The sequence below is a fragment of the Streptomyces sp. NPDC002698 genome (assembly GCF_042888945.1).
Lineage (GTDB): Bacteria > Actinomycetota > Actinomycetes > Streptomycetales > Streptomycetaceae > Streptomyces.
Map to the genome: position 1 here is coordinate 385,904 of NZ_JBIAQM010000002.1, position 24,607 is coordinate 410,510.

The following is a 24,607-nucleotide window of genomic DNA, read 5'->3' on the forward strand; positions in this document are numbered from 1 at the left end:
GCCCCGACCAGCGTTCGACCTTGAGGTGAGGGCGGCCCGGCCATGGCTCTGCAGTTCAGTGCGACCAACCCGGAGCACCCCGCGCTCCTGCTCGAACTGCCGTGGCACCTGCCCCTGGAGGAGTGGCCCGAGCACCATCTGGTGCCGCTGCCGCGCGGCATCTCCCGGCACGTCGTGCGCTACGCGCGCGCCGGTGACGAGGTGGTGGCGGTCAAGGAACTCGCCGAACGGCCCGCGGTGCGCGAGTACGGACTGCTGCTCGGCCTGGACCGGCTCGGGATACCCGCGGTCGACCCGCTCGCCGTGGTCACCGGCCGCACGGACGCGGCCGGAGAGCCCCTGGAGTCGGTGCTGATCACCCGGCACCTGGGCGGATCGCTGCCGTACCGGTCGATGTTCGAGACGACCATGCGGCCGGCCACCATGCACCGGCTGATGGACGCGCTGGCCGTCCTGCTGGTGCGGCTGCACCTGGCCGGCTTCGCCTGGGGCGACTGCTCGCTGTCCAACACGCTGTTCCGGCGCGACGCGGGAGCCTACGCCGCGTATCTCGTGGACGCCGAGACCGGTGACCTCCATCCGCGGCTCAGCACCGGCCAGCGGGACTACGACCTCGATCTGGCCCGGGTGAACATCAGCGGCGAACTGCTCGACCTGGAGGCGGCCGGCGCCCTGCACCCCTCGGTGGACCCGATCGAGTTCGGCCGGGAGATCTGCGCCCGCTACCAGGGGCTGTGGGAGGAGCTGACCCGCACCTCCGTGTACCCGGCGGGCAAGTACCACTACATCGACCGCCGCATACGGCGCCTGAACGACCTCGGTTTCGACGTCGCCGAGATGCAGATCGCGAGCTCCTCCAACGGTGACACCGTCACCTTCGTGCCCAAGGTCGTCGACGCGGGCCACCACCAGCGCCAGCTCCTGCGGCTGACCGGACTCGACACCGAGGAGAACCAGGCCCGCAGGCTCCTGAACGACCTGGAGAGCTGGATGGCCACCCAGGACGACTACGCGCCGGGCTCCGCCGCCCCCGGCCCCCGGCCCGGAGGGCATCCGCACCCCGCCCGCCCCGAGGTGCTCGCCCACCGCTGGGTGCGGGACGTGTTCCGGCCCGCGGTCCGGGCGGTGCCCCAGGACCTCCGCGGCTCCATGGAGCCGGCCGAGCTGTACCACGAGCTCCTCGAACACCGCTGGTTCCTGTCCGAGCGCGCCCAGCACGACATCGGCCTGGACGCGGCCGTGAAGGACTACGTCACGAACATCCTCCCGAAGGCCCGCGACCCCCTGCCCGCCCCCGCGGACAGCCCGGAGGCGCCCGGCGGGTATCCGGTTCCCGAGCAAAGGTGACCGATCGTACATACGATTGGCTCTGTACCGGCCCCGCGGCGCCCCCGGTGTCCGCCCGGCCGGAACGCAACTGACCTGCTCGGGGTGGGAGAGGTATGACCCAGGCCGCCAGTCCGGCGCGGACCGTCATTCTGACCGTCGACGACGACCCCGGGGTCTCGCGGGCCGTCGCCCGTGACCTCCGGCGCCGCTACGGCGAGGGGCACCGGATCGTGCGCGCGGAGTCCGGGGACGCCGCGCTGGAGGCCCTGCGCGAGCTGAAGCTGCGCGGTGACCAGGTGGCGGTGATCCTCGCCGACTACCGCATGCCGCAGATGAACGGCATCGAGTTCCTGGAGCAGGCCCTCGACGTGTACCCGGGCGCGCGCCGGGTGCTGCTGACCGCGTACGCGGACACCAACGCGGCCATCGACGCGATCAACGTGATCGACCTCGACCACTACCTGCTCAAGCCCTGGGATCCGCCGGAGGAGAAGCTCTATCCGGTCGTCGACGACCTCCTGGACGCGTGGCGGGCCAGCGACTACCGGCCCGTGGGTGCCTGCAAAGTGGTCGGGCACCGGTGGTCGGCCCGCTCGTCGGGGGTCCGGGAGTTCCTGGCCCGCAACCAGGTGCCGTACCGGTGGTACTCGTCCGACACGCCCGAGGGGCAGCGGCTGCTGAGCGCCGCCGGGCAGGACGGCGACCGGCTGCCGCTGGTGGTCACCCCGGACGGCACCCCGCTCGTCGAGCCCCAGGATCCGGAGATCGCGGCGCACGTGGGACTCGCCACGACGCCCACCTCGGAGTTCTACGACCTCGTCGTGATCGGCGGGGGCCCGGCCGGACTCGGGGCCGCCGTCTACGGGGCGTCCGAGGGGCTGCGCACCGTGCTCGTGGAACGCTCCGCGACCGGCGGACAGGCCGGCCAGAGTTCACGGATCGAGAACTACCTCGGCTTCCCCGACGGCGTCTCCGGCGGACAGCTCACCGACCGGGCGCGACGGCAGGCGGCCAAGTTCGGCGCCGAGATCCTCACCGCGCGGGAGGTGACCGGGCTGGAGGTCACCGGGGCCTCGCGCACCATCCGCTTCTCCGACGGCTCCGCGATCTCCGCGCACGCGGTGATCCTCGCGACCGGAGTGTCGTACCGCCAGCTCCAGGCTCCGGGCATCGCCGAGCTGACGGGCTGCGGCGTCTTCTACGGCTCGGCGCTGACCGAGGCCGCCGCCTGCCAGGGCCACGACGTGTACATCGTGGGCGGCGCGAACTCGGCCGGCCAGGCGGCGATGTATCTGGCCCGGGGCGCCAAGTCCGTCACCATTCTGGTGCGCGGTTCCTCGCTGTCCGCCTCGATGTCGCACTACCTGATCGAGCAGATCTCCGACGCGCCGAACATCTCGGTGCGCACCGGCACGGTCGTGGAGTCCGCGCACGGCGACGGCCATCTGGAGCAGCTCACCCTGCGCGATGTGGCGAGCGGCCACACCGAACTCGTCGACGCGCAGTGGATGTTCGTGTTCATCGGCGCGGCCCCGCTCACCGACTGGCTGGAGGGCACGGTCCTGCGGGACGCCCGCGGATTCATCGTGGCGGGCCCGGACATGACACCCGACGGGCAGCCGCCCCGCGGCTGGGAGCTCGACCGGCCTCCGTACCACCTGGAAACCAATGTGCCCGGCGTGTTCGTGGCCGGGGACGCCCGCGCCGAGTCGGCGAAGCGGGTCGCGTCCGCGGTCGGAGAGGGAGCCATGGCCGTCATGCTCGTCCACCGTTATCTGGAGCAGTCGTGAGCGGGCGGCCGGTGCCGTGCGACGCGGCCGAACTGAGCACCCTGTTCCTGTTCGAGAAGCTCGACAACGACCAGCTCGACCGGTTGTGCCGGGAGGGCCGGACCGAGCAGTTCGACCCCGGGCCGGTCTACACCGAGGGTGATCCGGCCACCTGCTTCTACGTGCTCCTCGAAGGCACGGTCGTGATGTCGCGCAAGGTCGGCGCGGACGACGTGGAGATCAGCCGCACCTCGCAGCGCGGGGTGTACGCGGGAGCGATGCAGGCCTATCTCAGCGCCCCGGGGGACGCGCAGTACAAGGGTTCCATGCGGGTCACCGAGCTGTCGCGGTTCTTCGTGCTGCCCGCGGCGACGTTCGCCGCCATTCTGCGGGACTGGTTCCCTATGGCCGTCCATCTGCTGGAGGGCATGTTCTTCGGCAGCCAGAACGCCCAGCGCACCGTCGGGCAGCGCGAGCGGCTGCTGGCGCTCGGCTCGCTGTCGGCCGGGCTCACACACGAGCTCAACAACCCGGCCGCGGCGGCGGTACGGGCCACCTCGGCGCTGCGCGACCGGGTGGCCCACATGCGGCAGAAGCTGGGGATGATCGCCTCCGGACCGTACGCGCGCGACGCCCTGGAGACGCTGGTCGAGATCCAGGAGCGGACCGCCGAACAGGTCGCCAAGGCCACCCCGCTGAGCCCGCTGGAGGCCTCCGACCGGGAGGACGCGCTGGCCGACTGGTTCGACGACCACGACATCGCGGGCGGCTGGCAGCTCGCCCCGACGTTCGTGCAGGCGGGTCTCGACACGGACTGGCTGGACCAGGTCGCGGCGGCCGTGGACGGGCCGACCCTCGAAGGCGCGGTCCGGTGGCTGAACTACACGGTCGAGACCGAGCTGCTGATGAACGAGATCGAGGACTCCACCACCCGTATCTCGCATCTCGTGGACGCGGCCAAGCAGTACTCGCAGATGGACCGCGCGCCCTACCAGGTCGCCGACGTGCACGACCTGCTCGACAGCACCCTGATGATGCTCGCCGGCAAGATGGGCTCCGGCATCAAGGTCGTCAAGGAGTACGACCGTGCGCTGCCCCGGATCCCCGCCTATCCGGGCGAGCTGAACCAGGTGTGGACGAACCTCATCGACAACGCCGCCTCCGCGATGGCCGGGGAGGGGACGCTGACGGTGCGGACCGCGCCCGACGGCGACCATGTGCTCGTCGAGTTCCGCGACACGGGTCCCGGAGTGCCCGAGGAGATCCGCGACCGGATCTTCGACCCGTTCTTCACCACCAAGCCGGTGGGCGAGGGGACCGGGCTCGGCCTGGACATCTCCTGGCGGATCGTCGTCAACAAGCATCACGGCAGTCTGCTGGTGCAGTCCGTGCCCGGGGACACCCGCTTCCAGGTGCGCCTGCCCCTGACCGCGGCGGAAACCGCCGCGGAATCCTCCGAGGAGCCGTCATGACCACGCCGAACGGAATCGACCCGTCCGTACCACCGAGCGGCACCGGCTGCACCGAGTGCGACGCCGCGGGCGGATGGTGGTTCCACCTGCGGCGCTGCGCCCGGTGCGGTCACATCGGCTGCTGCGACGACTCCCCGGCCAAGCACGCCACCGCGCACGCGCGCGGCACCGGGCATCCGGTCATCCAGAGCTTCGAACCGGGAGAGAACTGGTTCTGGGACTACGACACCTCGGAGCTCTACGAGTCCGGTCCCGAGCTCGCTCCCCCGGTGAGCCACCCGCTCGACCAGCCCGCACCCGGCCCCGCCGGGCGTGTTCCGGACAACTGGGCCGAGACCCTGCGCTGAACCGCTGAACCGCTGAGCCGCTGAGCCGCTGAGCCGCTGGGCCCGGGGCCGCAGTCCCTGGCCCGGGGCTCAGAGGACCTTGTTGCCGTACATCTCGCCGAGCGGATCGGCGAGGAGTTCGATCCGGGCGCCGTCAGGATCGCGGAAGTAGATCGAGGTACCGCTCTCCTCCATGTACTCCACCCCGGCGGCGTCGAGCCGGTCGCGCAGTTCGCGCCAGGTGGCGGGGTCGACCGAGATGGCGAGGTGGTGCAGTCCGCCGAGCACCTCCGCGTAGGGGCCGAGGTCGAGGCCGGGGAAGTCGAAGAAGGCGAGCAGGTTGCCGTTGCCGAGATCGAAGAAGAAGTGGGTCGAGCCCTTGTAGTCCCGGTTCTCGATCATCTCGGTGAGGGGGAAGCCCAGGACGTCCTGGTAGAACCGTACGGTCCGCTCCACGTCCGCGGAGAGCAGCGCGACATGATGCACGCCGCGGGCCGTGCTCCCCGCCCTCTCCGGCCTCAGATGGGCGTCCCTGATCCGCTGACGCTCCGCTTCGATCGCCGCCAGGTCCGTCGCGCCCATCGAAAGCTCCTCACCGAGAACCGGTACCGCACTCAGTACCGAATACAACCACTTCCCCACCGTACGGCGACCGGTGTTCGCCCGTGTCCGTCCGCCGGGATGCGCGGCGCGGCCGGAAGGACGATCCTGGATACATGTCCGGACGGGCTCCTTTGGTTGTGCATCCGGCCCTGGATACCAGTGGCCGTGAGGTGACCGCGCGGGGCGAGAACCTCGGCGTGGCGTTCTCGGACGAGGATCTTCTGGAGTTCCTCGGCCGGGCGGGACTACCTGACGCGGAGGATCTGCTGGACGATCCCGCGTGGGTGAAGTGGCGCGGAGGCCAGGCGCACTTCTACGGGACCGGATAGGTCTCCCGGTTCCGCGGGTGGCCGGGGCTGCTCGCCGGCCGGGTCTACTCGCCGGCCGGCGGTGCCAGGACGGCGAGTGTTCCGTTGGCCTGGCGCAACGCCAGTTCCAGGGAGACCGCGGGGTGCAGCGCGCCCGTCCCGTCCGGCGGCACGATCCACTCCAGCGGTCCCGCCGAACGGTACGGCGGCGGTACGGCGACCCACGATCCCCTGCCGAGGTGGCGGAGCCCCGACCCCTCCCACCGGCTCGCGGGGTCGGGCGGAAGGAAGAAGCCCACGCGCTGCGCCGCGCAGTCGACCAGCGTGGGCCCCGGTACCTGGACCGGGTCGGACCACAGGATGTCGAGGGCGAGCAGGCCGAGCTGTTCGGGCACGCTCAGCACGTCCCAGTAGCGCCCGGCCTCCAGAAGCACGCCACCGCTCCCCTGGTCCCACTGGCGTTTGCACGCCCTCGGATTCGTGGCGGCCGCCGCCAGCCACTCCACGCTCCGCGTCCACATCAGGTTCGTCATGCGTCACCCCGGAGTCGGTTCCGGTTCCCTCCGCCCGTCAGGACCTCGGCATATGCATGGTGATGGATATTTCTACGTGGCGGAAGGGGTGGCGAGGTGTGGCGTTTTCCGGGGTCCGGTTGACGGCTGTCGCGACGGTGCCCGGAGGGACTCCAGGGAGCGGATGTGGAGCGGGGTCGTGTGCCAGCGGGCGGTGAAGGTGCGATCGGCGAGGACGCACTCCACGGTCAGCCGGTGCGGGGTCTCCAGGAAGAGCACGTCGACGCGCAGGGTGCCCGGGGCGGTCCAGCCGCCGCTCACCGCCGTCGGCGTCGGGCCGGGATCGACGCTCCAGCCGGTTCCTCCGATCCGCAGCTCCAGTCGCCGGTCCCCCTCGGCCAGGGTGACACGGGTGCCCTGGTCGTCCTCGTCGACGGTCACGCCCGTCAGGGTCCGCTGGGCCGCGCAGACGCCTCCGGCGGGAACGAACCCCGCCCGCGACCAGACGCCCCGGGGCTCCGTGGGCCCGGCCGCGGCCTCGACGGGCGGCAGGGCGAGCCGGGCGAGCCGTCGGCGCAGCGCCTCGTCGCGCTCGCCCGCGGCCGGCAGCGGTGCCGGCCCGAACGCGGGCAGCAGATGCCGCCACATCAGGTCCAGCAGTTCCTGCATCCGGTCGGTCGCCGCGGTCGTCGCGATCACGGCGTCGTGTTCGGGCAGTACGACGCAGAACTGTCCGAACGCCCCGTCGCCGCGGTATCCGTGCCGTCCCCGCCAGAACTGGAGTCCGTAGCCCTGCTGCCAGTCCGACCGGGCGCCCTCGGGAGTGCCGTCGGCGTTCGCGACGTGCGCGCGGGTCGCCTCCGCGATCCAGGAGGCCGGCAGGAGCCGCTTCCCCTCCCAGACGCCCTCGTCCAGATAGAGCTGCCCGAGCCGGGCGATCGCGTCGGTCGCGGCGTGCAGTCCGCTGAAGCCGATCTCCCGGCCGGCCCGGTTCCGCGTCCAGTCGGTCTCCCCGATGCCCAGCGGGTCGAACAGACGGGGCCGCAGGTAGTCGGTCAGCGACAGACCGGTCACGCGCTGGAGGATCGTGGCGAGCGTGTAGGTGGCGGACTGGTTGTACGCGAAGACGGTGCCGGGGTCGCGGTCCGGCGGGATCAGCAGGAAGCCGCGTACCGTCTCGGCCCGGTCGAGCCGGAGCGCGTCGGCCCAGGTCTCGGTGAGATGGCCGCTGGCCATGGCCGCGACGTGCCGGACGAGCATCGCGCGGCTGCGCGGATCGGTGATGCCGGCCGCGAACTCGGGGAAGTACGAGATCACGGGCCGGTCGAGGTCCAGCAGCCCCTCGGCCACGGCGAATCCGGCGGCCGTGGAGGTGAAACTCTTGCTCAGCGAGTAGAGGAGCTGGAGACGCTCCGGCGTGTACGGCGCCCACCAGCCGGAGGCGACGAGGTGCCCGTGGCGCAGGATCATCAGGCTGTGCGGTTCGATGTCCGGGTCGGCCTCGACGGCGTCGAGGAACGCGGTGATGCCCGAGGCGTCGACTCCCTGCTCGGCGGGCGGGCTCTGGGGCAGTGGTCGGACACTCATACGGACGGCCTCCGGGTGGCTCGGGCGGCGGGCGACGACTGGACACGGCGGGCGGGAGCATTGTGTGCATCTGGCATCTTTCCCGGGCGGCCCGCCGGTGTCCATGTCCCGGCGGCACCGGCACACCCCTGTTCCAAGCCACATCACAACTCCCCTCGCTCAAAGGCGAGTTGGTGTTCTCCGTGCACTCCGGAGCCCCGTCCCGGCCAAACGTCCGGTCGGTGAACCGGCGGGAAACAGGGGCCTGAACTGTTCGTACGGGCGCGCGACGGCCGGGCGTCCGGGTAAAAACACTCATCTCCAGCCGTCTCCCGTTGAACACTCTTCGTCACATCCCGCGTACTTCTGGGAAAGGCGAATGTCCGGTACACGACGAGGGATGACGATGGCCAAGGCGCATGACTCCGCGGGCGAGTTGATCGCCGGGAGATACCGGATGCTCGACGCCTTCCTGCGCGAGGAGGGCCGGGTCCTGTGGCACGGCGAGGACACCGCCTTCGGACGGCCCGTCGTCCTGACCCGGTCGCGTGCCGCCGGGCACGAAGGCGAGGAGACGCCGGAGCCCGCCGCCGACCGGATCCTGCGTACGGCCAAGATCCTCGGGCCGGCCTGCCACGGAGGGGTGGCCGCGGTCCTCGACGTGGTCGAGGAGCCGGGCTTCCTGTGGACCGTCACGGAGCGGCCTCCGGGTGCCCCGCTGTCCGAACTCCTCCTGCACGGTCCCGTCGATCATGTGCGGGCCGCCGGAATCGGGCTCGGCGTCCTCGACGTCCTCACCGCCGCGCACCGCGAGGGAGTCGTGCACCGCGAACTCGGCCCGAGCCAGGTGTGGTCCGACGAGCACGGCACGGTCACCGTGACCGGGTTCGGCCTGACGGCGTCCGCCGACGCGCCCCGCGTCACCGCGCCCTCGTACGCCTCCCCCGAACAGGCCCGTGGCGAGGGCGGCGCACCCGCGGCCGATCTCTGGGCGCTGGGCGCGATGATGTACGCGCTGGTCGAGGGGCGGCCGGCCGTACGGGACCGGGGCGAGGCGGAGGCCACGCTCCGGGCGGTGGACCGGCTGCCGGTCAGGGCCCCGCGCGGCGCGGGCCCGCTCGCTCCCGCCATCCTGGGCCTGCTGCGCTGGGACCCCGTGGAGCGGGTGCCCGAGGCTGTCGTGCGGGAGTCGCTGACGCGCATCCTCCAGCAGAACTTCGAGGAGGTCACGCCCCCGGAGCCGCTGCCCGATCTCCTCGATCCCGCCGGGGACCACCGCGACGGGCGTGCGGAGGGCGAGGGCAAGGGGCAGCCGGGACGCGGCCGCGGGGGCCTGCCCGTGGGCCGGCCGGTTCTGCTGGGCGCGGCCCTCGCCGTCACCGTCGCCGGCGCTCTGGTGTTCGCCTCGATGGACGGACCGTCGGGCGGGAACGGCGCCTCCGCTTCCGGCCCGGCGGCGTCACGGGCTGCCACGCGGACGCCGTCCGCGCCCCCCACCGGCACCGGCGCGCCCGCCGGCCGGGAGACGCCCACGGCGTCCGCGAAGCCGTCCCCCTCCCCCTCGGCCACCGCCGGCGCGGCACTGCCGTCCGGCTTCTCCCTCTACCGGGCACCCCAGGGCTTCGCCGTCGCCCTGCCGTCGGGCTGGAAACCCGTGGAGACACAGTCCTCCGACGATCTCGCCTACCGGGTGACGTTCGGGGCGAGCGGCGATCCGCGCACCCTGGCCGTCACCTACAGCACCCAGCTCGGGCCGGACCCGGTCGCCGTCTGGAGCGACCTGGAGCCGTCCCTGCGCGCCGTGTCCACCGGCTACGAACGGGTGGGCGCCATCCGGCCGGTGACCTATCGCGGCATGAAGGGCGCCGACATGGAGTGGTACTCCGTGTCCCAGGGCGTACGGGTGCGCACCCTCGGCCGCGGTTTCCTCATCGGCGGAAGCCGGGGCTTCTCGCTGCGCTGGACGACCCCGGCGGACGACTGGGACACCGCCGCCAACCGGCAGGCGCTGAAGGCCTTCTTCGACTCCTTCCGGACCGGAACGCGGTGACGGGCCAGAAGGAGTGACGGGCCGTCACCGGGCGTTCATGTCAGTGCCCTTCCGGAATACGGAGGCCGGGCCTTCGCTGCGCCAGCCACACGGCGACCTCGTCGGCGATGGGCTGTCCGGTCTCCAGCTCGATGAAGCCGAACTGGCCTCCCTGGTTGCACTCCAGGAACCACCAGATGCCGTCCGCGTCCTCGGCGAAGTCGAAGGCCGCGTAGGCGAGTCCGGTGAAGGCGAGGTAGTCGTGGACCGAGCGGGCGATGCGGTGGGGCACCGGTGTGGGTTCCCAGCCGTTGTCCGTCTCGCCGAACCGGCCGTCGACCTGACCGGGCTCGGCGGCCTTGCGGGCGGCGAACAGCCGGGTGCCGATGCCGGTGAGCCGGATGTCGGCACGTCGGGGAATGTAGCGCTGGAGCAGGGCGGGACCGGCCGCCACGCCGGAGAAGTCCGTGCCGGGTCCGACCAGCGTGGTGGGCAGGGCCGCCGGAGGCTCACCCGGCGGAGGCCCCGAGGCCGATTTCACCACCACGTCCCCGTGCTCCTCCACGAACTGCTGTGCCACCCGGGGAGCGGTCGTGATGACGGTGGGCGGCACGGCGAACCCACTGCTGTGCGCCACCCTGAGCTGCCAGGGCTTGTGCCGGGCCTGCTCGGCACGACGCGGGTGGTTCATCCAGCGGGTCGAGGCGGAGTAGAGCATGCCGAACAGGGCCTGCCTGGTCTCGGCGGTGAGCCATGCGGAGGGTTCCGCGGCATGGGCCGCGGGCTCGCCCGGCCTGCGCACCCACACGGAACGCAGGCCTCCCATGCTGAGCACATGGCCGTTGACCGACAGATAGCCGTCGAAGTCACCGTGGGCGTAGTCGGCTGACAGCACCGCCTTGCCGGGCACGTCGGCGGGATCGAGGCGCACCATGGGCACACCGCGCTCATGCAGTCTGGCCACCACCATGTCGGCGGTGACGTCCTGTTCGGCCGTGAGTATGAGAACCGTCATGCGCGCGGCATCCGTCAGTCGTCGAAGTGCGTCTGAGAACCGGCCGTCGAGGTCGTGGTGCCGGTCGCCATCAGCAGCGCGCGGTCACTGACGGCCGGACGGCCGTCGGGCAGCACGTTCAGTTGCAGGGACACGTCGAAGTGGTACGGGGGTACAGCGGCCGACTGCCCTGAGGGCCGGGCGTAGTTGAGAGTGAACGGTCGCACGAAAGATCCTCCCGCGGTCGCGCGATGGCCAATACACACCCGTACGTGACACGGCCGTAAGGAATTCATCACTTTCTGCCACATCGGGGTGAAGGTCATCACATCGCGTCGTTTCTGGCTTGCACATTTCGGATTTACTGGAGTGTCCGCCGTGGTCACGGTCTCCGCGTGTCTCCTTGATTCCACGCAGACCTTAGGCCATAGCTTCATCCTCTGTGACATCAACGCCCCACCACCCCAGGAGAGTTCCCGGTGACCGCAGCCATCACCTCGTCAAAAGACGACGCCACGCAGACCGGGGTTCCCGGCCTCATCGAGCGCGACGCGCATGACTTCGGCGCCTACGCGCGAAACGGTGGCTGGGCCTTCGCGCTGAAGGTGGCGCGCAGCGTCCGTCCGGGCGGGCAGTCCGCCGAGGACACGCAGAAGGTGTCCGCGAAGGAGTTCGCGGAGCTGGCCGGCTGCTCGCCCGAGCGGGTCATGCGCTACTACAAGGCCTGGGACAGGGCCGCCGACGACGGTCTGGTCCCTCATTTCGAGGCCCTGCCGCCCGGCGCGGACGTCGAACTGCCGGACGGGGACGCCTGGTCGGCCTACTACGCCGCCCGCTCCAGTGCCTCCTCGGAGCGCGGCGCCGCCATCACCGGGGCCGCCGAGGCCGAGGGCATCCGTCCCACCAAGGCCCTGGAGGTGGCCGAGAACCCGACCGCGCTGCGGGCCGCGATCCTCGCCGACCCCTCCACGGCGAAGGCGGCGCGGGCCGCGCTCCTCGACCGGGTGAAGGAAGACCCGGCGCTCCAGACCGAGTTGGCCCGCGACATCGCCCGCACGGACGAGCTGAAGAAGGCGGTGGCCACCGAGAACAGGGCGGCCGACCGCATCGGCTACGTGCGCCAGATCGCGGAGAAGGGCCAGATCAGGACGCCGGCCGGACAGACGCTGGACGCTCCGGCGGAACTGCGCTCCGAGGCCGAACGGCACCTGTCCCTCCTCGACGAGCTCGACGAGGGCGAGGACGCGGGCGAGTGGGCCGCCGAGGCGTACGACACGATGAAGAACCTCGTCGTCGAGACGGTGGAGGCGGACCCCGAACTGCGCGTCCAGGAACGCCGGACGAAGTTCTACAGCAGCCTCCAGAAGGCCACGAAGGTGTTCGAGGAGCTGACCTTCGACGACGCCGACGACATCTACGAGGACGACATGGTGCAGCGCCTGGAGGAGCTCCAGCAGGCGATCGGTACGGCCATCGCGGCACTGCGCGGGGCGGCCGGCGGGGAGTGAACGGGCCAAGTGGCCCTGCGGGAACGGGCGTTCCCCCACGGCCGCGCGGTCACCCCGGAGGGCCGCCGGCCGCTCCCGGCGGTCACCGCGGTGGACAGCCGGAGCGGCGACCGGCCTGACGAGCTGTCATGTCAGCATCTCCGTACGGCAGTCGGCCTCGCCCCGGTACTGGTCCACCAGGTCGACCGGACTCTGCGGCGCGCCCGTGCGCACCCGGGTCACAGGCCCGGATCGCCACGGGTGAGCATCCGGGTCACAGGCCCGGGTGAGTACCCGTACTCATGCCACCCTCCCCGGCCCTCCACCACCATGGGGCCACCTGGACGAAGGAGCCCGCCATGCCCGGATCAGCCGTCGCGCCACCCGGTCCGCACCCCGCCTTCCCCGAGCGCGCCCCGCGCAAGGCCCTCCCGGCCGTGCTCCTGGCGGTGGTCGTGACGGGCATGGCGCTCTCCGCGTGGCACGCGCACGACCCGATGACCTGGCTGCTGGAGACCGTGTGGGTGCTCGTGGGGCTGCCGCTGGTGGTGCTCGGCCGACGGCGGTTCCCGCTGACGAGCCTGCTGTACTGCCTCCTCGCGGCGCATGCGCTGGTGCTCGCGGTGGGCGGCCATTACACCTACGCGCAGGTGCCGTTGGGCGACTGGGCGCGCGACGCGTTCGGGCTCGACCGCAATCCGTACGACCGGTTCGGACACCTCATGCAGGGCTTCGTACCGGCCGTCCTGGTGCGGGAGCTGCTCAGCAGGACGTCACCGCTGCGCGGCAGCAGGTGGCTGGCACCCCTGACCGTGTGCGCGTGTCTCGCCTTCAGCGCCCTCTTCGAGATGTTCGAGTGGGCGGCCGCGGTGATCGGCGGGCACGGAGCGGACGCCTTCCTGGCGACCCAGGGCGATGTGTGGGACACCCAGTGGGACATGTTCTGCGCCCTGATCGGCGCGACCGTCTCGGTACTGGTGCTCAGCCGGGTGCACGACCGCCGGCTCGACGCGCTCGACGCGGTGCGGCCTTCCGGGGGCTGAGACGCGGGAACCGATGGCGGGACCGTGTGGCCCGGGCGGCGCGGGACCCGGTGGCGCGGGGCTCCGGGGAACCCGGTGCGGTGCGACCGCGGGTCCCGCGCCGGTGTCACCAGCGGCTCTCCACCTGCTCCTTGATCCGCCGCTCGTAGAGCTCGTCGACGGCGTCCAGCGTCACCCGGGACAGCTCCGGCAGCTTCGCGGCCTCCGCGTTGGCGCGGGCCTGTTCGGGCGACCGGGCTCCCGGGATGACGGTGGTGACGCCGGGCTGGGCGACGATCCAGCGCAGGGCCAGCTGGGCCGGCGTGTACCCCTCGGGGGCGAGGGCGGAGAACTCGGCCGCCGCCTCCACGCCCGTCGCGAAGTCGACCCCGGAGAAGGTCTCGCCCTGGTCGAAGGCCTCGCCGTGGCGGTTGTACGTCCGGTGGTCGTCGGCGGCGAAGACCGTGTCCTTCGTGTACTTGCCGGAGAGCAGCCCGGAGGCCAGCGGGACCCGCGCGATGATGCCGACGCCCGCCTCCCGGGCCGCCGGCAGGACCTGGCGCAGGGGCTTCATGCGGAAGGCGTTGAGGATGATCTGGACGCTCGCCACGTTCGGACGGGCGATGGCGGCCAGTGCCTCGTCGCACGTCTCGACGCTCACCCCGTACGCCGCGATCCGCTCCTCCTCGACCATGGTGTCGAGGGCGTCGTACACCGCGTCCGAGGAGTACACGGATGTCGGCGGGCAGTGGAGCTGCACCAGGTCGAGGCGGTCGACCCCGAGGTTGCGGCGGGAACGGTCGTTCCAGGCACGGAAGTTGTCGAGGACGTAGTTCTCCGGGATCTGGTCGACACGGCGGCCCATCTTGGTGGCGACCATGACGTGCAGGTCCGGCCGGCCGCGCAGGAAGCCGGCGATGGTCTCCTCGCTCCGCCCGTCGCCGTACACATCGGCGGTGTCGAAGAAGGTCACCCCCGTCTCCGCCGCCGTCTCCAGCACGGCCAGGGCGTCCTTCTCGCTCACCTCGCCCCAGTCGGCCCCCAGTTGCCAGGTGCCCAGACCGATGACGGAAGCATGCTGGCCCGACCTGTCGAATGCGCGCTCGTCCATGGCGCCAGTCTGTCACCTCCCCCGGACCGGACCGGACGTTCCCGCTCCGCGCGTCCTCGCGCGACGGCTGGGCCGTCGAGGCCGGCGGATCGCGCGCCGGGCCGGCCGGCACCCGTCCGCGCGACACGTCCGGTGAACGCCAGGCCGACGGGTCCGACAGGCCCGACGGGTCGTGTCACCGCCCGTGTCGCGGGCCTCCTCCAGGGCGAACAAGCACACATGAGCGGCATGTCGGATAGTGAAGATGCCTGGATCCTCGAGATTGGATCGCCATGGACCGCTATCCGCCCATCGCCGACCACGGCCTGGTGGGGGATCTCCAGTGCTCCGCCCTGGTCTCCGCCAAGGGCGTCGTGGACTGGTTCGCCGCCCCGCGCTTCGACTCCCCCAGCATCTTCGCCGCGCTGCTCGACCACGACCGCGGCGGCTTCTTCCGGCTGGCGCCCTCCGGCCCGAAGGGCACCTGGAAGCAGCTCTACTACCCGGACACGGCGGTGCTCGTGACCCGGTTCATGTCACCCGACGGGGTGGGCGAGGTCCTCGACTGGATGCCGCCCGACCGCTCCGGGACCGCTTCCGCCCGGCACCGCCTCGTCCGTACCGTGCGGACGGTGCGGGGAACGATGGAGTTCGCCCTGGAGTGCCGTCCGCGCCTCGACTACGGGCGGGCCGGTCACGAACTCACCCTCGGTCCCGACGGCGCCGCGTTCCGCGGCCCGGGGATCAGCGCGTTCCTCCAGAGCACCTTCCCCCTGGAGCGGGACGGCCGGGACGTCCGCGGCACGGTCACCCTGAAGGCCGGTGAGACGGCGGCGGCCGTGTTCACCGTGGACGGCCCGGACGCCACGGCACCGCCGCCGCCCACCGTGCCGGAGGCCGAGGAGAACCTGGCGCGGACCCTCGACTTCTGGCAGGGCTGGGTACGGAACTCCAGGTACCGGGGCCGCTGGCCCGACATGGTGCACCGCTCCGCGATCACCCTCAAGCTCCTCACCTACGCGCCCACCGGCGCCCCGGTCGCGGCGGCCACCATGGGACTGCCGGAACAGATCGGCGGCGAACGCAACTGGGACTACCGCTACACCTGGGTACGGGACGGATCCCTGTCGCTGCGCGCCCTGATCGACCTCGGGTTCGCCGAGGAGGCGACGGCGTTCACCCACTGGTTGCGCGAACGGCTGGTGGAACGCCTGGGCCAGGAAGGCGAAGCGCTCCGGATCATGTACAGGGTGGACGGCACGCCCCTGCCGGGCGAGGAGATCCTGGAGCACTTCGAGGGCTACCGCGGCTCCTTCCCCGTACGGGTCGGCAACGCCGCCTCCGACCAGCTCCAGCTCGACATCTACGGCGAGGCCCTCTACGGCATCTCGGAGGGGCGTGAGCTCGTCGTCCAGGCCGACTACGCGGGATGGAAGGCCGTCTCCCGCACCCTGGACTGGCTCGCCGACAACTGGGACCGCCCCGACGAGGGCATCTGGGAGACCCGCGGCGGACGCAAGGACTTCACGTACAGCCGCGTGATGTGCTGGGCCGCGTTCAACCGCGGTCTGCGGCTGGCCCGCGACTGGAGCCGGCCGGCGGACACCGCGCTGTGGACCCGGGCGCGGGACACGATCCTCGAGCAGGTGATGGACCGCGGCTGGAACGAGCGGGAGAAGGCGTACGTCCAGCACTACGACGGCGGCGTCCTGGACGCCTCGCTCCTGCTCGTCCCCCGGGTCGGCTTCCTGGGCCCGAAGGACCCGACCTGGCTGTCGACGCTCGACGCGATGGGCCGCACGCTGGTCTCCGACAGCCTCGTCCACCGCTACGACCCCGCCGCCTCCCCGGACGGCCTGCGCGGCTCGGAGGGCACCTTCAGTCTGTGCACCTTCCTGTACGTCGACGCGCTGGCCCGCTCCGGCAGGCTGGCCGAGGCCCGCTACACGTTCGAGAAGATGCATACGTACGCCAACCACGTCGGCCTCTTCGCGGAGGAGGTGGGCCCCAGCGGCGAGCAACTGGGCAACTTCCCGCAGGCGTTCACCCATCTGTCGCTGATCATGGCCGCCACCACGCTCGACGAGGCACTCGACCGGCAACGCGGCTGAACGAGGACCCGGGCCCGCTACACCCGCACCCCGTGCACATGCTTCGGCTCCGCCAGCAGGCCGTAGATGACCAGCAGGGAGACGAGCATCGTGAACAGCGACCACCACGGGTAGACCGGCAGAAAGATCATCTGCGCGACCAGGCCGAACACGGCCAGGCAGATACCCGCCAGCCGCGCTCCCCTGGATCCCACGAGCACACCGAGACTCAGCACGGCCATAACGATGCCGACGGCGACGAAGATCCAGCCCCAGGCCGTGTAGTTGAGGATCAGCAACCGGTTGCCCTGGGAGTACACCTTCGAGTAGTAGCCGTGGTTGAAGACCGCCACGAAGCCGGTGAGCAGGTTGAACAGAGCGCTGACCATCAGCAGGATCCCGGCGAAGGCCACCCAGTGCGAGCGTTCCATCGGCGGTACGAGGTCGTCGGGCTCGGAAGCTTGTCGCTGCATGGAAACCATGAGATCCATCCGGCGGGCGGACCGCAATCCGCGCTGGACCGTTGGTGTCGGAGGGAAGGAGCGGGTCCTCGCGCGCCGGGACGCCGTGCCGGGCGCCGTCAGCCAGCCCGCACCGGGCCCCGTGTCCGGACCGGACCGAGCAGGATCGCGGTGTCCCGGGCCCCCGGCAGCGGGGTACGGGTGTCGGTGACCGGGTCCAGCCGGCCGTCGGGACGCACGAGGAACAGCAGCGCGTGTCCGTCCGGGATGCCGTTCCCGGCCGGGCGGGAGACGATCCGGGCGCCGTCCTCGTAGCGACGGGCCAGTTCCGGTCTGCTCAGGCCGGCCCCGAACAGGGTGTCCCCGGTCGTGTAGGGGGCCACCACTCCATGGCTCAGGCCGGGCGGCCCCAGCCGGTGCACGAACCCGTCGACCGCGCCGCGCAGGGTCTCCGAGGCCAGCGCGTTGAAGTCGTCCTCCTCGGTGAGCAGCAGAACGCCGGTGATGCCTTCGAGCTCGGCTCCCTCGCCGGTGGCCGCCGCCAGCAGCTCACCCGGCGCCAGGCCCAGTCCGGCGTCCCGGATCAGGTCGCGCTGCTCCTCCCGTCCGGCCCACATCAGCACGTCCAGGCCGGCGGAGCGCAGCGCGCGGCCCAGGTCGATCGCCCAGGGGTCGCCGCCCACGAGCAGTGGACGGGCCCGGGCCGGGCGCAGCACGCCGAGGCGCCGGGCCACGGGGTGCGCGCTCAGCCCGTACAGCGTCACCGTGGCGACGATCACCAGGAAGGTGGCGGGCAGGATCTTCTGGGCGCCCCCGACGTGGTCGGCGACGAGCGTGGCGGAGAAGGTCGAGGCGGTGGACGCGGCGACGATTCCGCGCGGTGCCATCCAGCCGAGGAACGCCCGCTCGCCGCGGGTCAGGTCCGTGCGCACGGTCGACAGCAGCGCGACCAGTGGTCTGACCACCAGGACCAGAGCGGCGACGAGAGCGAGCGTGGGCAGGACGACGCCCCGCAGGGACGCCGGGGTGACCGTGGCCGAGATCGAGATGAACAGCAGCCCGATGATCAGCGAGACCAGGGTCTCCAGAAAGGGGCGGCGTGCCGGGAGGGAGACGCCCGGCAGATTGGCGAGGGCCATCCCCATCACGACCGCGGCGATGAGCCCGGTGTCGTCCCGGATCGCGTCGCAGAGGGCCGCCATGCCCACCGCGGCGGCGAGCTGCGCCGTCGTCCCCAGAACCTCGCCCAGGTGGAGCCGGCCGAGGAGGAGCCACAGGACGGCGGCGCCCACCACGCCTCCGGCCAGTCCGACGGCCGAACTCGCCGCGAACTGACCGATCTTGCCGGGCAGACCGTTGCTGTCGTCGGCGACGACCGCGTGGAACACGAGCGCGCCGAGGATGCCGCCGACCGGGTCGATCAGCGACCCCTCCCAGATCAGGATGCGCTGGATCCGCTCGGTCGGCCGCACGAAGTGGAGCAGCGGGCCGACGACGGTGGGCCCAGAGACGACGAGGATCACGCCGAGCATGACCGCCGAACTCTTCGACATGCCCAGCAGCGGCACCGCGAGAACGGCGGCGGCCCCCCAGGTGATCAGGACGCCGATCCAGATCAGTCGTGCCACGACCCGGTGCATGTGTCCGTGCAGCCTGCTGATGTCCAGGCCGAGCCCGGCTTCGTAGAGGATCACCGCGACGGCGAGCGAGACCATCGGGGAGAAGGCGTCCCCGAGCAGTTTGTCGGGGTCGACGATGTCGGTCAGCGCGCCCGCCGTGAAGCCGACCGGCAGCAGGACGATCAGGGCGGGGATCCGCAGCCGGCTCGCCACGATCTGGGATCCGACGGCCAGGACGGCGATCAGGCCGAGGCCCTGGAAGATCTGGTTCTCCGTCACGGCTGTCTCCCTGCCGGTCATCGGGGACCGGAGGGTGTCGTCCCGTCCTGGGCGTGGCCGCCCGGGACGGCGCCGGTGCCTTCGGAGGTGGACGGGCCCGTCCGCCGCGGACGGGCCGGCTCCGGGATCGGCGGTCCCCCACCGAGGCAATCACTCCCGCCGGAGGCCGGCGACGGCGGACTCGCCGCGCTCGGCCGTTGGAAGTAGCCGGGCCCCCCGGGCGGAGCAACCGTCCGGCTCCGGCGCACCGCCGAGGGGCGGCGCGGCCGGGACCCTGAGCCCGTCGCGGAACACGCACGGCGCCCCGGAGGTGCTCCGGGGCGCTGTTCCGCGGCAGCCGCTTCCCTTGCCGCGGGACACGAACCGGCGGTGCCGGTCGGCGCGGTGGCCGGCGGATTTCCGTGCCTCTCCAGGACAGGAGTCACCGACCCGGAACCAGAGTGCCCTGAGATGCGGGTGAGGCGGGTGTGGTTCGCCACCATGTCATCACCTTGTAAGGAACCCCACACCGGGAACGCCGGCCCGCAACTGCCGCTCGAGCAGAACCGAGTTCAGGGGTGTCCAGCATGTTCCCGGAAGGAAACGGCCGGCCCCGGGCACTCGCCGGACACCCGGCCGGCGCCGGGGCGGCGAAAGGCTGGTGTGCGGGGCCGACGGAACCGGGTAACGTCTTTGCCATGTTCTTCCAGACGCCGATCTACGAGTGAGAGCGTGATGGACCCCCGCTGACGTTCTTCGACGGCGCCGCCCGTCCCCACCGCCGAATCCGTAGATCACTTCATTACCGGGAGAACCCGTGACCGTGAGCAAGAACATCAACAACCCCGTGGGCATGGGCGGCGGCAAACGCAAGAGGCTGTCCCGCGCCGAACGGCAGAACAACGGTCCGCACCGCAACCTCGACCGCCGGGTCGCGGCCGACCAGAAGGCGGAGCTGGTGCGCAAGATGCGCGAGAAGGCGGGCGCGGCCGAGGGCTCCGGGCAGGCGGGCGACGACACCGCACAGGGCTGACGCACCGCCGCCGCAGGGCGGCACCGCGGCTGGGGCTCGTCCGTAACCGGCCTTCGAACCGGTGCGGGCGGGGTGTGGCCCGTGTCCGCGGACCGGACCGCGACGGTCGTGTTCGACGAGGCGGTCGGCGGCCTGGGCCTGGCGCACCGCGGCAGCGGTCGGCCCGGTGGCGGCATCGTGATCGAGGCGGCGGAGCTGACGGCCGCCGTCCCGGCTGCCGCCACGGCGCGGATCGCCGGACTCCCGGAGGACGAACCCGCATGACCGTCCGCGACGCCGCAGCCGCGGACGCCGAAGACATCTACCGTCTGCTGAGCGGGTTCGTGACGAGCCACCGGCCCGACCGGACGGTCTTCGACGACGTCACGTTCCCCGGAGTCATCGAGGCCGCCGCAGGGGGCAGAGCCGAGTTCCTGGTCGCCGAGCAGGACGCGCGCGTGGTGGGGTATCTGCTCGCGCTGCGCCTGCCGACCCTTTTCGCCGGGGGAACGGTCCTCGAACTGCTGGAGCTCACCGTGGACGCACCCGTACGCGGCCGCGGTACAGGTTCCGCGCTGATCCGGGCCGCGCAGACGAGGGCCCGAGAGGCGAACGACGTCGAGGTGACCGTGCCGACCCGCAGGGCGGCCGCCTTCTACCGGGGGCTCGGATTCCACGAGACCGCGGTCCATCTCAAGTGGTCCACCACCTGATCGCACCCCTGCGCCGGATCTCCGCCATGTGACGAGCCTTCAAGAAGTGAATCGCCCGACGAAGCGGCAACACGTCACATCTCGCCGGTGAACAGGACTGCCACAGAGCCGAGTTCAGGGGCTCTCCGGCCAAGACCTCTTCAACTCCGTTTGAGGACTGGCCATTTGAGAGGGTTCTTTGCTTCATGTCTTGACGTCTTTGGTGCAGACCTTTAGGTTCACCGATCACCACAACTCCATGAATGCATTCGATGTTCACGGACATGAACCCCCCACCAGTCCAGGAGTGTCCAGCATGTCCAGATTCCCCCTGTCCGGGTCCCGAAGAGAATCCGGGCGCCGTCGAGCGGCCAGGCTGCTCACGGTGACCGCGCTCGTGGCGACGGCGGTGCCGGGCCTGACGGCCACCGCGCAGAGCGCCGCCGCCCGGAACGACGCACTCGCGCAGGCGGCCGCGGTGCCGACGGGCTGGGCGACCGTCGTCAACGCCGGCAGCGGCAAGTGTGTCGACGCCCGCGCCGCCGCGACGGCGAACGGCACGGCGGTCCAGCAGTACGCCTGCAACAGCAGCCAGGCCCAGCAGTGGCAGTTCGCCGCCACGTCGGGCGGGTACTCCCAGGTCGACAGCCGGGCCGACGCCACCAAGGCCTGGGACGTCACCGACGTCTCGGCCGCGGACGGCGCGGCCGTCCAGCTGTGGGCGTACGGCGGCGGCACCAACCAGCAGTGGCAGGCCGTGGCGGAGGCCGGCGGCGCCTACCACTTCGTGAACCGGGGCAGCGGCAAGTGCCTCGACGTACCGAGTGCCTCCACCGCCGACAGCGTGCAGCTCCAGCAGTACACCTGCAACGGCACGGCGGCCCAGTCCTTCCTTGTCAACGCGGTGGACACGCAACAGCCCCCGGGGACACCGGACCTGGGCCCGAACGTCACCGTCTTCGACCCGTCGACCCCGGCCGCGACCATCCAGAGCAGCCTCGACGCGGCCTTCTCCCAGCAGCAGACCAACCAGTTCGGCACCGCCCGCAAGGCCTTCCTCTTCAAGCCCGGCACCTACAGCGCCGACGCGAACGTCGGCTTCTACACCCAGGTCGCGGGCCTCGGTCTGTCCCCCGACGACGTGAACATCCGGGGCGCGGTGCACGCGGAGGCGGACTGGTTCCAGGGCAACGCGACCCAGAACTTCTGGCGTTCGGCGGAGAACCTGTCGGTGACTCCCCCGTCCGGCACGGACCGCTGGGCGGTGTCGCAGGCGGCGCCCTACCGGCGCATGCATCTGCGCGGCAACCTGGCGCTGGACGACGGCGGCTGGTCCAGCGGCGGCTACATGGCCGACACGAAGATCGACGGCCAGGTCAACTCCGGTTCGCAGCAGCAGTGGCTGTCGCGCAACACCGAATGGTCGAACTGGACCGGCTCCAACTGGAACATGGTGTTCGTCGGCGCGAAGAACGCCCCCGCGAACAGTTTCCCGAACCCTCCGTACACGACGGTGGGCCAGACACCGGTCTCCCGCGAGAAGCCCTTCCTGTACGTCGACGCGGCGGGCGCCTGGAAGGTTTTCGTCCCGTCCGTACGCACCAACTCCACCGGTACGACATGGAGTTCGGGCACTCCTGCGGGCTCGTCCCTGCCGCTGTCCGACTTCTTCGTGGTGAAGCCGGGCGCGACGGCGGCCCAGCTGAACGACGCGCTGGCCCAGGGCAAGAACCTGCTGGTGACGCCGGGCGTCTACCACCTCGACCAGACGCTCAGGGTCACCCGGGCCGGCACCGTGGTCCTGGGCCTCGGTCTGGCCACCCTCGTCCCCGACAACGGCATCACCGCCATGACGGTCGCCGACGTGAACGGCGTCCGGCTCGCCGGGCTGCTGATCGACGCGGGCACCACCAACTCCGCGCAACTGCTGGAGATGGGACCGAGCGGCTCCTCCGCGGACCACAGCGCGGACCCGAGCTCCCTGCACGACGTGTTCTTCCGCGTCGGCGGCGCGGGCGTCGGCAAGGCCACCACCAGCCTGACCGTCAACAGCGACGACGTCATCGGCGACCACCTGTGGCTGTGGCGCGCGGACCACGGCGGCGGGGTCGGCTGGACCAGCAACACGGCCGACACCGGCCTGGTCGTGAACGGCGACGACGTGACCATGTACGGCCTGTTCGTCGAGCACTACCAGAAGTACCAGACCGTCTGGAACGGCAACGGCGGCCGCACGTACTTCTACCAGAACGAGATGCCCTACGACCCGCCCAGCCAGGCGGCGTGGATGAACGGTTCGACGCAGGGCTACGCCGCCTACAAGGTCGCGCCCTCCGTGACCAGCCACGAGGTGTACGGCTTCGGCAGCTACTGCTACTTCAACGTCAACCCCGGCGTCGCCGCGGAGCGCGCCATCGAGGCGCCCGTCAACGCCGGCGTGCGCTTCAAGGACATGGTGACCGTCTCCCTCGGCGGCACGGGCACCATCCGGCACGTCGTCAACGACCGGGGCGGCCCGTCCAACTCCTCCACCAACGTCGCGAACCTCGTCAGCTACCCGTGACCACCACCCCTGACACGTACGGGAAGGAGAACCGGATGCGCATCAGCCAGTCCCCACCGGCGCGCGGTGTCCTGCGGGTCCTCGTCCTGCTGGCGACCCTGCTCGGCCTCGCCGCTCCGCCGGCCGCGCACGCGAGCGCCACGGCGGCCCCGTTCAAGGTGCTCGCCCTCTACAACGGCACCTGGGACGCGGCCCACATCAGTTTCGTCCACGAGGCCAACGACTGGTTCCCCAAGCAGGCCGCGGCGAACGGCTTCACCTACACGGCCAGCAACAACTGGGACCTGCTCGGCAACGGGGGCGTGAACGCGTACCAGGTCGTCCTGTTCCTCGACGACCTCCCGCAGACCGCGGCCCAACGCACCGGTTTCGAGCAGTACATGCGCGCCGGTGGCGGCTGGATGGGCTTCCATGTCTCCGCCTTCACCACCGACGCGCAGAGCTGGCCCTGGTACCACGACCAGTTCCTGGGCAGCGGGAACTTCAAGTCCAACACCTGGGGGCCGACGACCGCCGTCCTGAAGGCCGAGGACCGGACGCACCCCTCCACCGCGAACCTGCCGGCCACGTTCACCTCGTCGGTCAGCGAGTGGTACAGCTGGTCGAACGACCTGCGGCAGAACCCGGACATCCGCGTCCTCGCCTCGGTCGACCCGAGCAGCTTCCCGCTGGGCACGGACCCGAACCAGACCTGGTACAGCGGTTATTACCCGGTTCTGTGGACCAACACGAAGTACCGGATGCTGTACGCGAACTTCGGTCACAACGCGATGGACTACGCGACGAACACCACGCTGTCGTCGACGTTCGCCAGTACGGCCCAGAACCGGTTCCTGCTGGACGGGCTCAAGTGGCTCGGCGGGGCGGACACACCGGTGCCACCGGCGGACCCGATCTCGGAGACCGCCTGGTACTCCCTGGCCGGTTCGGGCAACGGCACCTGCGTGGACGCCCGTTCGGCCGGCACGGCGAACGGGACCGCGGTCCAGCAGTACGCCTGCAACGGCACACAGGCGCAGCAGTTCCAGTTCCGTTCGACGGACAGCGGCTACACGCGGATCGCGCTGCGGATGAATCCTCAGCAGGTCGTCGATGTCACCGGCCGTTCGACGGCCGACAACGCGCCGCTGCAGCTGTGGAGTTGGTCGAACGGCCAGAACCAGCAGTGGCAGCCGGTGAAGGAGAGCAGCGGGCGCTATCACTTCGTCGCCCGGCACAGCGGCAAGTGCCTGAGCGCGGCGGCATCCGCCGCGAACAGCGTGCAGCTCACCCAGCGCGGTTGTGACGGGTCGGCCGCCCAGAGCTTCGCGCTCACCGCGCAGCCCTGAGCGTTCCACCTCGGGGTGCCTCCGTCGCGCGGCGGCGGAGGCACCCTCGCGGCGCCGGCCGGACACGCGACCCGGCC

General features: G+C 71.3%; 22 protein-coding genes. 14 read left to right on the forward strand and 8 right to left on the reverse strand.

Features of this window, described 5'->3' with window-relative positions; all coding sequences use genetic code 11:
- Positions 1-42 precede the first annotated feature (42 nt).
- The 4 genes from ACFYW9_RS04085 to ACFYW9_RS04100 all read left to right on the forward strand — a co-directional run bounded on the left by ACFYW9_RS04085 (position 43) and on the right by ACFYW9_RS04100 (position 4,917).
- Entirely contained in the window at positions 43-1,347 is a 1,305-nt protein-coding gene (locus ACFYW9_RS04085; RefSeq protein WP_389144419.1) for a DUF4032 domain-containing protein, read from the forward strand.
- A 95-nt stretch (positions 1,348-1,442) separates the two neighbouring features.
- Complete coding sequence (locus ACFYW9_RS04090) at positions 1,443-3,119, forward strand: FAD-dependent oxidoreductase (protein WP_389144422.1); 1,677 nt, start codon at positions 1,443-1,445, stop codon at positions 3,117-3,119.
- The gene (locus tag ACFYW9_RS04095; RefSeq protein ID WP_389144425.1) at positions 3,116-4,570 is read left to right on the forward strand and encodes an ATP-binding protein; all 1,455 of its coding nucleotides are present in this window, start codon (positions 3,116-3,118) and stop codon (positions 4,568-4,570) included. The genes ACFYW9_RS04090 and ACFYW9_RS04095 overlap by 4 nt, the downstream gene beginning before the upstream one ends.
- Positions 4,567-4,917, forward strand: coding sequence for a UBP-type zinc finger domain-containing protein (locus tag ACFYW9_RS04100; RefSeq protein WP_389144428.1), 351 nt, complete (start codon positions 4,567-4,569; stop codon positions 4,915-4,917). Before ACFYW9_RS04095 ends, ACFYW9_RS04100 begins: the two co-directional genes overlap by 4 nt.
- A gap of 69 nt (positions 4,918-4,986) precedes the next feature.
- Here the strand turns inward: ACFYW9_RS04100 and ACFYW9_RS04105 are convergent, their stop codons facing one another.
- On the reverse strand, positions 4,987-5,478 hold the full coding sequence (locus ACFYW9_RS04105) for a VOC family protein (RefSeq protein WP_351860825.1): 492 nt from the start codon (positions 5,476-5,478) through the stop codon (positions 4,987-4,989).
- 134 nt (positions 5,479-5,612) lie between these two features.
- Here ACFYW9_RS04105 and ACFYW9_RS04110 point away from each other — a divergent pair, with 134 nt between their 5' ends.
- Entirely contained in the window at positions 5,613-5,828 is a 216-nt protein-coding gene (locus ACFYW9_RS04110; RefSeq protein WP_037617573.1) for a hypothetical protein, read from the forward strand.
- 44 nt (positions 5,829-5,872) lie between these two features.
- Here the strand turns inward: ACFYW9_RS04110 and ACFYW9_RS04115 are convergent, their stop codons facing one another.
- On the reverse strand, positions 5,873-6,340 hold the full coding sequence (locus tag ACFYW9_RS04115) for a hypothetical protein (protein ID WP_351860828.1): 468 nt from the start codon (positions 6,338-6,340) through the stop codon (positions 5,873-5,875).
- A gap of 72 nt (positions 6,341-6,412) precedes the next feature.
- Positions 6,413-7,906 (reverse strand): serine hydrolase domain-containing protein, encoded by a 1,494-nt coding sequence (locus ACFYW9_RS04120; protein WP_389144433.1) that lies wholly within the window; start codon positions 7,904-7,906, stop codon positions 6,413-6,415.
- A 385-nt stretch (positions 7,907-8,291) separates the two neighbouring features.
- On the opposite strand from ACFYW9_RS04120, the gene ACFYW9_RS04125 reads away from it, so the two are divergent.
- Positions 8,292-9,935 carry a serine/threonine protein kinase gene (locus tag ACFYW9_RS04125; protein ID WP_389144436.1) on the forward strand — a complete coding sequence of 548 codons (1,644 nt, stop codon included), beginning with the start codon at positions 8,292-8,294 and terminating at the stop codon, positions 9,933-9,935.
- A 40-nt stretch (positions 9,936-9,975) separates the two neighbouring features.
- Here ACFYW9_RS04125 and tgmB read toward each other — a convergent pair whose 3' ends face one another.
- Both tgmB and tgmA read right to left on the reverse strand, forming a co-directional pair.
- Positions 9,976-10,929, reverse strand: a complete 954-nt coding sequence (gene tgmB, locus ACFYW9_RS04130) for an ATP-grasp ribosomal peptide maturase (RefSeq protein WP_351860833.1) — start codon at positions 10,927-10,929, stop codon at positions 9,976-9,978.
- 14 nt (positions 10,930-10,943) lie between these two features.
- Positions 10,944-11,135, reverse strand: a complete 192-nt coding sequence (tgmA, locus tag ACFYW9_RS04135; RefSeq protein ID WP_103547447.1) for a putative ATP-grasp-modified RiPP — start codon at positions 11,133-11,135, stop codon at positions 10,944-10,946.
- Between the two features lie 252 nt (positions 11,136-11,387).
- Here tgmA and ACFYW9_RS04140 point away from each other — a divergent pair, with 252 nt between their 5' ends.
- Both ACFYW9_RS04140 and ACFYW9_RS04145 read left to right on the forward strand, forming a co-directional pair.
- The gene (locus ACFYW9_RS04140; protein ID WP_389144441.1) at positions 11,388-12,416 is read left to right on the forward strand and encodes a hypothetical protein; all 1,029 of its coding nucleotides are present in this window, start codon (positions 11,388-11,390) and stop codon (positions 12,414-12,416) included.
- 338 nt (positions 12,417-12,754) lie between these two features.
- Positions 12,755-13,438: a DUF2238 domain-containing protein gene (locus ACFYW9_RS04145; RefSeq protein WP_389144444.1), complete on the forward strand. Its 684-nt coding sequence runs from the start codon at positions 12,755-12,757 to the stop codon at positions 13,436-13,438.
- Positions 13,439-13,544: 106 nt separating this feature from the next.
- On the opposite strand, the gene ACFYW9_RS04150 is transcribed toward ACFYW9_RS04145, so the two are convergent.
- Positions 13,545-14,528, reverse strand: a complete 984-nt coding sequence (locus tag ACFYW9_RS04150; protein ID WP_389144447.1) for an aldo/keto reductase — start codon at positions 14,526-14,528, stop codon at positions 13,545-13,547.
- 272 nt (positions 14,529-14,800) lie between these two features.
- Between ACFYW9_RS04150 and ACFYW9_RS04155 the strand changes: the two genes are divergently transcribed.
- Complete coding sequence (locus ACFYW9_RS04155; RefSeq protein ID WP_389144450.1) at positions 14,801-16,618, forward strand: glycoside hydrolase family 15 protein; 1,818 nt, start codon at positions 14,801-14,803, stop codon at positions 16,616-16,618.
- Between the two features lie 17 nt (positions 16,619-16,635).
- Here the strand turns inward: ACFYW9_RS04155 and ACFYW9_RS04160 are convergent, their stop codons facing one another.
- Entirely contained in the window at positions 16,636-17,070 is a 435-nt protein-coding gene (locus ACFYW9_RS04160; RefSeq protein ID WP_351860840.1) for a hypothetical protein, read from the reverse strand.
- A gap of 107 nt (positions 17,071-17,177) precedes the next feature.
- On the reverse strand, positions 17,178-18,956 hold the full coding sequence (locus tag ACFYW9_RS04165; protein WP_351860842.1) for a cation:proton antiporter: 1,779 nt from the start codon (positions 18,954-18,956) through the stop codon (positions 17,178-17,180).
- A gap of 796 nt (positions 18,957-19,752) precedes the next feature.
- Here ACFYW9_RS04165 and ACFYW9_RS04170 point away from each other — a divergent pair.
- From ACFYW9_RS04170 to ACFYW9_RS04190, 5 genes are all read left to right on the forward strand, one after another.
- Positions 19,753-19,968 (forward strand): DUF6243 family protein, encoded by a 216-nt coding sequence (locus ACFYW9_RS04170; RefSeq protein WP_389144455.1) that lies wholly within the window; start codon positions 19,753-19,755, stop codon positions 19,966-19,968.
- 81 nt (positions 19,969-20,049) lie between these two features.
- Positions 20,050-20,232, forward strand: a complete 183-nt coding sequence (locus tag ACFYW9_RS04175) for a hypothetical protein (RefSeq protein ID WP_389144458.1) — start codon at positions 20,050-20,052, stop codon at positions 20,230-20,232.
- A complete protein-coding gene (locus ACFYW9_RS04180) occupies positions 20,229-20,660 on the forward strand; it encodes a GNAT family N-acetyltransferase (RefSeq protein WP_389144461.1) in 432 nt (143 codons plus the stop codon). The genes ACFYW9_RS04175 and ACFYW9_RS04180 overlap by 4 nt, the downstream gene beginning before the upstream one ends.
- 295 nt (positions 20,661-20,955) lie before the next feature.
- The gene (locus ACFYW9_RS04185; protein WP_389144464.1) at positions 20,956-23,202 is read left to right on the forward strand and encodes an RICIN domain-containing protein; all 2,247 of its coding nucleotides are present in this window, start codon (positions 20,956-20,958) and stop codon (positions 23,200-23,202) included.
- Positions 23,203-23,237: 35 nt separating this feature from the next.
- Positions 23,238-24,530 carry a ThuA domain-containing protein gene (locus ACFYW9_RS04190; protein WP_389144794.1) on the forward strand — a complete coding sequence of 431 codons (1,293 nt, stop codon included), beginning with the start codon at positions 23,238-23,240 and terminating at the stop codon, positions 24,528-24,530.
- The last annotated feature ends 77 nt before the right edge of the window (positions 24,531-24,607 follow it).